This window comes from Skermanella sp., from assembly GCF_059503625.1.
The window spans coordinates 1-10,343 of record NZ_JCACHA010000753.1 but is presented as its reverse complement, the minus strand read 5'-3'; the positions used below and the strand labels follow the sequence as shown (position 1 = coordinate 10,343).

12 protein-coding genes are annotated in these 10,343 nt (G+C 65.5%); 5 read left to right on the top strand and 7 right to left on the bottom strand.

Going from position 1 to position 10,343, the window contains the following annotated elements:
- The first annotated feature begins 196 nt into the window (after positions 1-196).
- Together AC5JJ6_RS26050 and AC5JJ6_RS26045 are read left to right on the top strand one after the other, a co-directional pair.
- Positions 197-1,435 carry an allantoate amidohydrolase gene (locus tag AC5JJ6_RS26050; protein ID WP_496044860.1) on the top strand — a complete coding sequence of 413 codons (1,239 nt, stop codon included), beginning with the start codon at positions 197-199 and terminating at the stop codon, positions 1,433-1,435.
- A 94-nt stretch (positions 1,436-1,529) separates the two neighbouring features.
- Positions 1,530-1,736: a hypothetical protein gene (locus tag AC5JJ6_RS26045; protein ID WP_496044859.1), complete on the top strand. Its 207-nt coding sequence runs from the start codon at positions 1,530-1,532 to the stop codon at positions 1,734-1,736.
- Between the two features lie 88 nt (positions 1,737-1,824).
- Here AC5JJ6_RS26045 and AC5JJ6_RS26040 read toward each other — a convergent pair whose 3' ends face one another.
- The 4 genes from AC5JJ6_RS26040 to AC5JJ6_RS26025 all read right to left on the bottom strand — a co-directional run bounded on the left by AC5JJ6_RS26040 (position 1,825) and on the right by AC5JJ6_RS26025 (position 3,027).
- Positions 1,825-2,022 (bottom strand): glycine zipper 2TM domain-containing protein, encoded by a 198-nt coding sequence (locus tag AC5JJ6_RS26040; protein WP_084720560.1) that lies wholly within the window; start codon positions 2,020-2,022, stop codon positions 1,825-1,827.
- Between the two features lie 140 nt (positions 2,023-2,162).
- Positions 2,163-2,381 carry a type II toxin-antitoxin system CcdA family antitoxin gene (locus AC5JJ6_RS26035; protein ID WP_496044858.1) on the bottom strand — a complete coding sequence of 73 codons (219 nt, stop codon included), beginning with the start codon at positions 2,379-2,381 and terminating at the stop codon, positions 2,163-2,165.
- Positions 2,382-2,401: 20 nt separating this feature from the next.
- Positions 2,402-2,767 carry a type II toxin-antitoxin system RelE/ParE family toxin gene (locus AC5JJ6_RS26030; protein ID WP_496044857.1) on the bottom strand — a complete coding sequence of 122 codons (366 nt, stop codon included), beginning with the start codon at positions 2,765-2,767 and terminating at the stop codon, positions 2,402-2,404.
- Positions 2,764-3,027 (bottom strand): type II toxin-antitoxin system ParD family antitoxin, encoded by a 264-nt coding sequence (locus tag AC5JJ6_RS26025; protein WP_496044856.1) that lies wholly within the window; start codon positions 3,025-3,027, stop codon positions 2,764-2,766. Before AC5JJ6_RS26025 ends, AC5JJ6_RS26030 begins: the two co-directional genes overlap by 4 nt.
- 135 nt (positions 3,028-3,162) lie before the next feature.
- Between AC5JJ6_RS26025 and AC5JJ6_RS26020 the strand changes: the two genes are divergently transcribed.
- Both AC5JJ6_RS26020 and AC5JJ6_RS26015 read left to right on the top strand, forming a co-directional pair.
- Positions 3,163-5,199: a M3 family metallopeptidase gene (locus AC5JJ6_RS26020; protein ID WP_496044855.1), complete on the top strand. Its 2,037-nt coding sequence runs from the start codon at positions 3,163-3,165 to the stop codon at positions 5,197-5,199.
- 69 nt (positions 5,200-5,268) lie between these two features.
- Entirely contained in the window at positions 5,269-6,162 is an 894-nt protein-coding gene (locus AC5JJ6_RS26015; RefSeq protein WP_496044854.1) for a LysR family transcriptional regulator, read from the top strand.
- 19 nt (positions 6,163-6,181) lie between these two features.
- Here the strand turns inward: AC5JJ6_RS26015 and AC5JJ6_RS26010 are convergent, their stop codons facing one another.
- Positions 6,182-6,826, bottom strand: coding sequence for a peroxiredoxin-like family protein (locus AC5JJ6_RS26010; RefSeq protein ID WP_496044853.1), 645 nt, complete (start codon positions 6,824-6,826; stop codon positions 6,182-6,184).
- 125 nt (positions 6,827-6,951) lie between these two features.
- Here AC5JJ6_RS26010 and msrA point away from each other — a divergent pair, with 125 nt between their 5' ends.
- Positions 6,952-7,602 (top strand): peptide-methionine (S)-S-oxide reductase MsrA, encoded by a 651-nt coding sequence (gene msrA / locus AC5JJ6_RS26005; protein WP_496044852.1) that lies wholly within the window; start codon positions 6,952-6,954, stop codon positions 7,600-7,602.
- Positions 7,603-7,613: 11 nt separating this feature from the next.
- Here the strand turns inward: msrA and AC5JJ6_RS26000 are convergent, their stop codons facing one another.
- Both AC5JJ6_RS26000 and AC5JJ6_RS25995 read right to left on the bottom strand, forming a co-directional pair.
- Positions 7,614-8,993 carry an FAD-containing oxidoreductase gene (locus AC5JJ6_RS26000; protein ID WP_496044851.1) on the bottom strand — a complete coding sequence of 460 codons (1,380 nt, stop codon included), beginning with the start codon at positions 8,991-8,993 and terminating at the stop codon, positions 7,614-7,616.
- A gap of 5 nt (positions 8,994-8,998) precedes the next feature.
- The gene (locus AC5JJ6_RS25995) at positions 8,999-10,210 is read right to left on the bottom strand and encodes an MFS transporter (RefSeq protein WP_496044850.1); all 1,212 of its coding nucleotides are present in this window, start codon (positions 10,208-10,210) and stop codon (positions 8,999-9,001) included.
- Positions 10,211-10,343: the final 133 nt, after the last annotated feature.

Here is a 10,343-nt window from a genome sequence, read left to right as displayed (position 1 = left end):
TGCCGCTTCGCTCTAGACCGACCTACGGCATGAGCGTCTTCACCGGTCAACATCTTCGGTACTTGGTATGAGATGGTCCTCGACCGCGCCGACGCGGCACCGCCGCCAGCCTGACGGAATGAGCACAAAGAACAAGAAGCTGCAAAAAGAAGTAAGGGTTCGCCGCCACGGCGGCGGCCCTGGAGGGAGGACCACCATGATCGACACAAAGACGGCGGGAGACTTGGCGTTCGACCGGCTTGAAGCACTCGCCGGCTTCACAGAGGAACCGGGACGGCTGACCAGACTGTACCTGACGCCGGCGCACAAGGCGGCGGCTCTCCAGGTCCTCGCCTGGATGCGGGAAGCGGGGATGAAGACGCGGATCGACGCCGCCGGGACAGTCGTCGGCCGCTACGAGGGGGTGGAGCCCGGCCTGCCGGCGCTGCTGATCGGCTCTCATATCGATACCGTGCGGAATGCCGGAAAGTACGACGGCAACCTGGGCGTCGTCGCCGCTATTTCGGCGGTTGCAGCGCTTCACCGCCGGTTCGAGCGCCTGCCCTTCGCGGTCGAGGTGCTGGCCTTCGGCGACGAGGAAGGCGTGCGCTTTCCGGTGACGCTGAACGGATCGCGCGCCGTGGCGGGGACCTTCGATCCGGCGGCCCTGGATGTGTGTGATTCTGACGGCATCAGCTTGCGCGAAGCGCTGGAGCAATTCGGCTGCGATCCCGCCGGGATACCCGACGCCGCCTGCCGCCGAAGCGACGTGCTGGGTTATGTCGAGGTCCATATCGAGCAGGGGCCGGTGCTGGAGGATGAGGACCTGCCCGTCGGAATCGTCACCGCGATCAATGGCGCGTCGCGCTTCGGCATCGAGGTTACCGGAGTAGCCGGCCACGCCGGCACGGTGCCGATGCATCTGCGGCGCGACGCCCTGGCGGCAGCCGCCGAAATGGTGCTGGCGGTCGAGCGGGAGGCCAAGGATACCCCCGGCATCGTGGCGACGGTCGGGATGATGGAGGCGCTGCCGGGTGCCGTCAACGTGATCGCGTCGGGAGCCAAGCTGTCGCTCGACCTGCGCAGTTCCAGCGACGATCTGCGCCGGGAGGCGGTCGCCCGGCTCAAGCGGCAGTTCGCCGAGATTGCGGAGCGGCGGGGAGTGGGCGTGCAGGTCGCGCCGCGCTACGACGAACCCGCCGCCGCCTGTGCGCCCTGGCTGGTCGATCAGATGGCTGCTGCCGTGGAACGCTCCGGCATTCGACCGCTGCGCCTGCCGAGCGGGGCCGGTCATGACGGGCTGGCGATGATAGCGCTCTGCCCCATCGCCATGCTGTTCGTCCGCTGCGCCGGCGGCATCAGCCACAACCCGGAGGAAGCTATTACCGCGCAGGATGCCGATGCCGCGATCCGCGTGCTGACCGACTTCCTGCGCCACCTGACGCCGCCGCAATAGACTGGCCGATCACTCCCGGCCATCGCTTTGGGCGAGACGATTTCGATCCGCGTGGGTTGAAACGGGTATCCTAACGACGAGCCGAGAGAATCACATGGCCGACCAGCACAAGCAGAGCCCCGAACACCAGAAAGCCCACGATCTGGCCGAAGAGGCGATCGAAAAGGCGGCGGAAGGCAATCAGAAGGAAGCCACGCAACTGGCCAACGAGGCCAAGAAGATCGACCCGAAGATCGGCGACGAGATGGCTCAGGAAGTCGAGGCCGACAGGAAGCAGGCCGAGAAATTCCAGAAGTCGTAAAAACGACGCCCCGCCATGGCTTTTCCTCTCGCGAGGGGTCTTGGCGGGGCGGTTTTGGAAGTAGCTACCGACCGTCGGTCAACGCCCGTCAATTACCGATGGAGTGACCGATCGCCGCTCCGGCGGCGGCTCCGCCGATGGTAGCGGCAGTATTGCCCGAGCCCTTGCCGAACTGGTTGCCGACAGCGGCGCCGGCGCCGGCTCCCAGGGTCTCCGCACAGGCAGACAGGGCCAGCGGCATCACCACGAGAATCGCCATGGTGGTCTTGCTCAATCGGTTGGACATATCTTCCTCCTCTGTATCCGGCTGTTTCAACAGCTACCCAATCAACAGAGGGCGGCACCCAAAAGTTCGGTCGAGTCTATCGCGATAGCCCGGAAGCATGCCGGAGGGGCGTTGGCATACCTCGAACAATAGCGGGCATCTTAGAAAAGCCGCTTCCCCTCGCCGAAGACGCCATTGGCCTCGACGAAGCCATCATATTCGGCGAAAGCCTTACGGTTTTCCTCGATGCACCGCGCGGATATGGATTCGCGCACGGCGTCCTCCTGCGTGGTTTCGACCACTTCGGACAGGCTTACTCCGAGGCCGTTTGCTTCGGAAGCAATATCCGCTTGCGCCGGGACATTGGTCGGGTCAAGCAAAGCTGCTTTCCTTGAATAGATCAATGCGCATTTTGATGCTCAGACATATGGATCGCAGGCTCCATTCGTTCATGTAAGACACGAAGGATCACGACACTGTCTAAACTGTCCTCTAAAAATTCCGTCACATAGTAGAGCATATGCACTGCTGCTCCGCGACGAGAGGCCGCGTGTTCGATATGAAAAGATCTGACGCCCTCGGCAATGTCATATCGTTTTCGCGATCCCGGACGTGCAGGTGTTTCCGCAACCATCTCTGCTGCTTTTTCAATGAGCTTGGCGTATAATTCGCGCTGAATCGGTCCGAACTGTCTGGCCGAGGCTTCAAGAATGCTTCTGACATCCGCTGCGGCAGCCTCGGTCAGCCGATAGCCGGCAGCTTTCATTTGGAACTGCCATTCCTCAATGACTCGGCAATGTCTGAAATCGATTGTTTTGACAGACGGCCTTCTTTTGCCTGGGCTAGGCCGATGCCAACCTCTCGGCGCAATATGGCGAGCTTTTCGTCACGAGCCGCCTTTTCGCGTTTCAACATGCGCAGGCTTTCTCTGACGACCTCGCTAGCGGTTCCATAATCGCCGGATGCAACTTCCTGCTCGATAAAATCAGCGAGTTCCACAGGCAGGCTAACGTTCATAGTCGGCATGATGTCCTCCATCGACGAGCATCGAGCGTGAAGGCTATGGCAATTTTTGTCAATATCAGCCGTTTGGCCGCCACCCAATTGTGATCGGACACCCGAACGCTTATCTTCAAAGCTGCACTTTTTCATGAGGCATTGATGTCCGCCGGAAATCCCTTCTTCTCTCCCTGGACGAACGCATTCGGTTTTCCCCCTTTCGACCTGATCAAGCCGGAGCATTTTCCGCCGGCGCTCGACCGTGGCATGGAAGAAGGGCTGGCCGATTTCGACGCCGTCGCCGGCTCGGCCGAGGCGCCGACGTTCGCCAACACGATCGAGGCGATGGAACAGGCGGGCCGGTTGCTCGACCGGGTGTGCTCGGTGTTCTTCAACCTGAACTCCAGCCACACCAACGAGGAGCTTGAGGCTATCGCCCGCGATTACAGCCCCAAGCTGGCTCAGTACAACGCGAAGATCTCGCTGAACCCAGCATTGTTCGCCCGCGTCTCCGAGCTTTACGCCAAGCGCGACGAGCTGGGGCTGGAAACCGACCAGATGCGCCTGCTGGAGCGCAGCTATCTGGGGTTCGTCCGCAGCGGCGCCGCTTTGGGCGAAGACGCCAAGCTGCGCATGGCGGCGATCTCCGAACGAACCGCCACGCTGACGACGCTGTTCGGCCAGCACGTCCAGGCCGACGAGCAGTCGTGGCAGCTCGTGCTGGAGGAAGCCGACCTCGACGGCCTGCCCGACTACGTCCGCGAAGCGGCGGCGCAGGCGGCATCCGAGCGCGGACTGGAGGGCAAGTACGTCATCACGCTGCTGCGTTCCTCGGTCGAGCCGTTCCTGACATTCTCGACCAACCGGGACCTGCGCGAGAAGGCCTACAAGGCCTGGACCAACCGGGGCGCCAACGGCGGCGACACCGACAACCACGACCTGATCCGCGAGATCGTGGCGCTGCGGGCCGAGCAGGCCCGGCTGCTGGGCTATGCCACCTACGCCGACTACAAGCTGGACGACACGATGGCGAAGACGCCGTCCGCCGTCCTCGACCTGCTGCATCAGGTGTGGGAACCGGCCCGCTTGCAGGCGCTGGCCGAGCGCGAGGTGATCCAGTCGGAAGCTTCGGCTGCCGGCTTCTCCGGCGCCATCGCGGCCTGGGACTGGCGCCTGTATGCCGAGCGGGTGCGGAAAGCGCGGTTCGACCTGGACGATGCCGAGATCAAGCCGTACTTCCTGCTGGAGAACATGGTCCGCGCCATGTTCGACACGGCGACGAAGCTGTTCGGCGTGAAGTTCCGCGAGATATCGGACCTGCCGCTCTACCATCCGGACGCCAAGGTCTACGAGGTGGTCGATGCGGCGACCGACGACCATGTCGGCCTGTTCATCCAGGACAACTTCGCCCGGTCGTCCAAGCGGTCCGGCGCGTGGATGAGCGCCTACCGCTCGTCGGAGTTCTTCGCCGAGGCGATCACGCCGATCATCGTCAACAACAGCAACTTCGCCAAGAGCAAGCCGTCGCTGCTGACCTTCAACGACGCCGAGACGCTGTTCCACGAGTTCGGCCACGCGCTGCACGGCCTGCTCAGCAAGGCGCGGTATCCGTCGCAGTCCGGCACCTGCGTCCGCCGCGACTTCGTGGAGTTCCCGTCGCAGGTCTACGAACACTGGCTGGCCGCTCCCGAAACGCTCCGGACCTACGCCGTCCACTTTGAGACGGGTGAGCCGATCCCGGAGGAGCTGCTGACCCGCATGCTGGAAGCGCGGAAGTTCGGCCAGGGCTTCAACACGCTGGCCTATACCAGCTCCGCCTTGCTGGACATGGAGATTCATTCACAGACCAACCCGGACAACCTGGACCCGGAAGCGTTCGAGCGCGATGCGCTGGAGCGGCTGGGCATGCCGGCCGAGGTCGGCATGATGCACCGCCTGCCCCACTTCAAGCACCTGTTCTCGGGCGGCTACGCCGCCGGGTACTATTCGTATATGTGGTCGGAAGTGCTGGATGCCGACGGCTTCGACGCCTTCAAGGAGGCCGGCGACGTGTTCGACCCTGACCTGTCGAAGCGGCTGAAGGACATCTACGAGGCGGGCGACACCCGCGACCCGATGGAGCTTTACGTCAGCTTCCGGGGCCGGGAACCGAAGACCGAGGCGCTGCTGAGGCACCGGGGCTTGGCAGCGGCGGAGTAGCCGGCGGAGACATCCGCTCCCCGGATGCGCAGCGGTTTTTCGTAAAAATGGCGGTATAGTGCGCACCTGATGGAAATGCATCAGGTGCGCTATTTTCTGGCGGTCGCGCGCACGCGCAACTTCACCCGTGCCGCGGAGGAGTGCAACGTCAGCCAGCCTTCGCTGACGCGCGCGATCCAGAAATTGGAAGGAGAACTCGGCGGTCCGCTGTTCCGCCGGGAACACAGCCTGTCGCACCTGACCGACCTGGGCCGGATCATGCTGCCGCATCTGGAACAGACCTATGCGGCGGCCCAGGCCGCGAAGTCGCTGGCGGAGGGTGTGCGCAAGGGCAGCCTCGCCCCGCTCAGCGTCGGCGTCACGGCGTCCTTCGCGGCGGACCATCTGGTCGATCTGCTGGAACGGCTGAACCTCTCCCTCCACGGCCTGGAACTGACGCTGGCCACGGCGGCGCACGCCGATCTGGTCCGCGACATGATGCACGGCGATTTCGACGTCGCGATCCTGGAAGAAGCGGCCGACCTGCCCGAACGCCTGCGGAGCTGGCAGCTTTTCCGGGAGCGTTATCAGGTGCTGTGCAGGACCGACCACCCGTTCGCCCAATCGAACGCGATAGAACCGGCGCTGCTGGACGGCGAGATCTGGATCGACCGTTCCGGCTGCCTGTCCAGCCCCCGTTTCCATCAGCTCTGCGCGCTGGCGGACGTCAAGCCGGTGTTCCGCCACCGCGCCGGCAGCGAAGAGCATCTCCAGCGCATGGTGCTGGCCGGTCTTGGCTGCGCCCTGAGTCCTGAGAACGTGCCGATAGCGGATGGCCTGACCCTGCGCCCGGTCCACGACCTCGACCTGTCGCGGACGGTGCTGGTCGCGACGGTGATCGGACGGCGGGTGTCGGCCGCGTCCGACGCCTTTCTGAAGGCGGCCCGTGCCAGAGCGTGGCCGGCGGCGGACGAGCAGGGTTAGGCTACGGGAGCGTCTTCGACTAAGCCAACTCCCGCAGGACGGCCAGCACGGCTTCCGGCTCCGCGCGGCGGCGGAAGTCGACATCGGCCTCGGCGAAGCGGACGACGCCCCGGCGGTCGATGACGTAGGTGGCGGGGACCGGGATGAACCACGCGTCGCTGCCGTAGCGCTTGGCGAGGTCGAGGCCGAAGTCGAGATAGGCTTTGCGGACCTCGTCCGTGACGCGGACGACGAGGCCCAGTCGCAGCGCAAGACCCTGATCGACATCGACCAGGACTTGGCCGTCGAGATCCAGCTTCCGCCGGAGCGCTTCGGCCTCTCCGCCGGTTTCGCCGGTCACCGCGACGAAAGACGCGCCGAGATCGCGGACTGCGGGAGCGGCCTCCGCCCATGCCGTCATCTCGGTCACGCAATAGGGGCACCAGCCGCCCCGGTAGAAGCTGACGACCAGCGGTCCCCGCTCCAGCAGTTCGGGAGACGACACGTAGCGCCCCTGGCTGTCGGGCAAGGCGAACGGGGTCAGGGTATCGCCGGGCTTGGGGCTGCCGGATGCAGCACCGGCGGCACGCAGGCGTTCGACGAACCGGTCGTAAAGGACATCCCAGGCGGGGTTGACCGACCTGCGCGTCTCTTCCAGCCTTTGCCCTAGCGCTTCCATGGTCATGTCCCCGTCCTGATCCCGATCACGGGCATTTGAGCGGCGTGCGGCCAAGCGTGATTGGCCTTTCAGTCCATCACCGCCCATTGTCTTAGAATACGCGATAAGCCGCTGTCCCAGGAGTCACCAAGATGAAGTTCCGATCCGTCCTGTCCCGCGCCGCGCTGACGCTGGGCCTTCTGTGCGCCGGCACGGCTGCCGCCATGGCCGCCGAGATGGCTGCCGAACCGGCGGGCAAGACCGAGAGCGTCATCCTGGCCGGCGGATGCTTCTGGTGCGTCGAATCCGACTTCGACAAGGTGCCCGGCGTGCTGGAGACGGTCTCCGGGTATGCCGGCGGCAGCTTCCCCAACCCGACCTACGAGCGCCATCCCGGCCACCGCGAGGTCGTGCGGATAACCTACGATCCGGCCAAGGTGACCTTCCCGCAGCTCGTGTCGTATTTCTGGCGGACGATCGATCCGGTGGACGGCGCCGGGCAGTTCTGCGACCGGGGCGAGGCGTATACGACCGCGATCTACGCGCTGAATCCCGAGCAGGCGGAACAGGCCACCCGGAGCAAGGCGCATATCGAGGAAGTGCTTGGCAAGAAGGTCGCGACGCCCGTGGTCCAGCTCGACCCCAAGGGCTTCACCGAGGCCGAGGGCTATCACCAGAACTACCACACCATCAACAGCATCAAGTACTCCTTCTACCGCTACAGTTGCGGCCGGGATGCGCGGCTGAAGCAGCTTTGGGGCGACGACGCCGGCAAGTGGCCGCCGCGCGACGGCATGAGCTGAACCGAAGCCATTCACTCCAGCGGCTTGAGGTTTCCCAATAGCGTCGGGATCAGCTCGCTGACCGTCGGGTGGATGTGGACGCTGCGCTGGATCACCGTGTAGGGGGCCTTGGCCGCCATGACGTCGAGCAGGCTGTGGACGATCTCGTCGCCTTCGATGCACAGCAATGCTGCTCCCAGGATCAGGTGGGTTTCCCGGTCCACCAGCACCTTCATGAAGCCCTGCGTCTCGCCGCGCTCCTTGGCGCGGCCGACGCGGGTCATGGGCAAGACGCCTTTGAGCGCGGGGCGTCCGCTGGCGCGCACTTCCGTCTCGCTCATGCCGACGCGGCCCAGGGGAGGATCGGTGAACAGGGCGTAGGCGGCAATGCGGTCGGATACCCGGCGCTTGTCGCCGTCCAGCAGGTTGGCGGCGACGATCTCGAAGTCGTTGTAGGAGGTGTGGGTGAAGGCGCCCCGGCCGTTGACGTCGCCCATGGCCCAGATCCCCTCGGCGCTGGTCTTCAACTCGTCATCGACCTGGATGTAGCCGCGCGCGTCTGTTTTGACGCCGGCGGCTTCCAGGTTCAGGTCGCCTGTATTGGGGAGCCTGCCGACCGCCAGCAGCAGGTGGCTGCCATCGGCGGTGACGGGATTGCCCCCGGCCTTGGCGGTCAGCCGCACGCCCTGCTCCTGCGTTTCCACCGCGTTGTCCCGAACCGCCGTGTGGACGGTGATCCCTTCACCCTCAAGGATCTCCCGCACCGTGTCCGACACCTCCGGGTCCTCGCGGGCGATCAGGCGGTCGGCGTATTCCAGGACGGTGACGCGGGAGCCGAAGCGCCGATACATCTGGGCGAACTCCAGCCCGATATAACTTCCCCCGGCGACGATCAGGTGGTCCGGCAGCGTGTCCAGCGCCATCATCGAGGTATTGGTGAGGAATGGGACTTCCGGCAGCCCCGGCCAGTCCGGCACGGCCGGGCGTCCGCCCGTGTTGATGAAGATGCGGGGCGCCGTCAGGCTTTCACCGCCAGCTTCCACCGTATGGGCATCGGTGAAGCGGGCCGTTCCCCAGATCAGCGTCAGGTTCTCCGTGCCGGCGATCCAGCTCGCCAGACTGTCGAGCGAGGCCTGGACGATCCTGTCCTTCCGCGCCTTGACGGCCTTCATGTCGACGCCGATCTCGCCGCCGGTCAGCACGCCGTAATCGGCGGCGCGGCGCGCCAGGTGGGCGACACGGGCGCTGGCGACCAGCGTCTTGGTCGGAATGCAGCCGTCGTTGACGCAGGTGCCGCCCAGGTGCTCCCGCTCGATCAGCGCGGTCTTCATGCCGGCCTTGGCCAGTCGGACCGCGAGGAAGGGACCGGATTGTCCGGCCCCGATGACGATGGCGTCGAAGGTCTTCGGCATGTCGATTATCCTCCCTGTCGTTTTTCGTTCTTCGTCGATGCGGACATCGGTGCGGTCCGCAGATTGAAACCCAGAACCGCGGCGGCGGCGAGCGACAACCCGACACCCAAGACCGAAACCGGCCAGCCGAAGCGGTCGAAGGCCTGCCCCAGCACGGCGCTGCCCACCAGCCCGCCGGAGAAGTAGGCCGCGAGATAGACGCCGCTGGCAGCACCGCGATCGGCCGCCGCCCGGCTGACGAAGCCGGTCGCCGTCGCCTGGGCGAAGAACGTGCCCGCGCCGACCAGCACCATGCCGAGCAGCACGGCGCCGAAGTCGGAGCTGAGCAGTGGAACCAACCCGAGCCCCGCGACGCCCAGCCCCGTCCAGAGTGCGGGACGCACGCCCCAGCGCGCGGCGGCGATACCCGCCAGCGGCGTCAGGATGATCGAAGGCAGGAACACGAGATAGACGAATCCGACCGACATCATGCCCAGATCCAGCGGCGGCCGGACCAGCACGAAGTTGACGTAGGTGAAGACGCCGATGAAGGCGAACAGGATGCAGAAGCCGACCGCGAACCCGGACAGCAGCGGCACCGTGCAAAGCTGGCGGACGCGGCGCGCCAGCGGGACCGGCGTCCCGGATGTGGGCGGCGGCGCTCCGCGCATCGCGGCCCAGGCCAGCGCCGCACCCGCCAGATTGAGGACGGCGAAGAAGGCGAAGTTGCCGGCCAGCCCGAAGCCCTCGGTGACGGTTGCGGCGGCCAACCTGCCGACGAGGTTGCTTGCGACGTTGCCGGTGATATAGGCGGCGAAGGCGCTCGCCTGCCCCATGCCGCCGCGCTCGCCCAGCCACGCCAGCGTCAGCGCGAAGGCAGTGGACATGCATAGTCCCTGAGCGACGCGAAGGACCGTGAAACTCGTCAGGTCGGGCGCCAGCGCCAGCAGCGCGGTCGGAACGGCCAGCAGGACCAGACTGGCGGCAACGCCGTTCCGGCGGTCGATCCGCCGGCTGAACAGCGCGGTCGCCAGACCCGCCACCGCCATCCCGAGCGTGCAGGCGTTGACCGCCATGCCCATGGCCGACGGCGCCACGCCATAGGCGGCGGCCAGCATCGGCAGGATCGCCTGCGTCGCGAACAGATCCACGACGGTAAAGAACGCCATCGCCGCGACGACGGCGGAGCGTCCGGCCGATGAGGCGCCGGCCGGCCTGAAGGGTGCGGCAACGGACATCGCAGATCCTCCTGGAGGCTGAAGGGACGCCGGGCCGAAGAACTTGGTCGTTGAGAATACTTTCGCCGTGTAGGTCGTGCTAAAGCGAAGCGGCAGCCGACATGGACGCGCCTGCTTGTCGGCTGCCGCTTCG

Bases quoted from the DNA above. Each gene is read 5' to 3' on its own strand.
- AC5JJ6_RS26010 (WP_496044853.1), bottom strand. From the start codon at position 6,826: ATGACCATGGAAGCGCTAGGGCAAAGGCTGGAAGAGACGCGCAGGTCG.
- AC5JJ6_RS26050 (WP_496044860.1), top strand. From the start codon at position 197: ATGATCGACACAAAGACGGCGGGAGACTTGGCGTTCGACCGGCTTGAA.
- AC5JJ6_RS26045 (WP_496044859.1), top strand. From the start codon at position 1,530: ATGGCCGACCAGCACAAGCAGAGCCCCGAACACCAGAAAGCCCACGAT.
- AC5JJ6_RS26025 (WP_496044856.1), bottom strand. From the start codon at position 3,027: ATGCCGACTATGAACGTTAGCCTGCCTGTGGAACTCGCTGATTTTATC.
- AC5JJ6_RS26040 (WP_084720560.1), bottom strand. From the start codon at position 2,022: ATGTCCAACCGATTGAGCAAGACCACCATGGCGATTCTCGTGGTGATG.
- AC5JJ6_RS26000 (WP_496044851.1), bottom strand. From the start codon at position 8,993: ATGCCGAAGACCTTCGACGCCATCGTCATCGGGGCCGGACAATCCGGT.
- msrA (WP_496044852.1), top strand. From the start codon at position 6,952: ATGAAGTTCCGATCCGTCCTGTCCCGCGCCGCGCTGACGCTGGGCCTT.
- AC5JJ6_RS26015 (WP_496044854.1), top strand. From the start codon at position 5,269: ATGGAAATGCATCAGGTGCGCTATTTTCTGGCGGTCGCGCGCACGCGC.
- AC5JJ6_RS25995 (WP_496044850.1), bottom strand. From the start codon at position 10,210: ATGTCCGTTGCCGCACCCTTCAGGCCGGCCGGCGCCTCATCGGCCGGA.
- AC5JJ6_RS26020 (WP_496044855.1), top strand. From the start codon at position 3,163: ATGTCCGCCGGAAATCCCTTCTTCTCTCCCTGGACGAACGCATTCGGT.
- AC5JJ6_RS26030 (WP_496044857.1), bottom strand. From the start codon at position 2,767: ATGAAAGCTGCCGGCTATCGGCTGACCGAGGCTGCCGCAGCGGATGTC.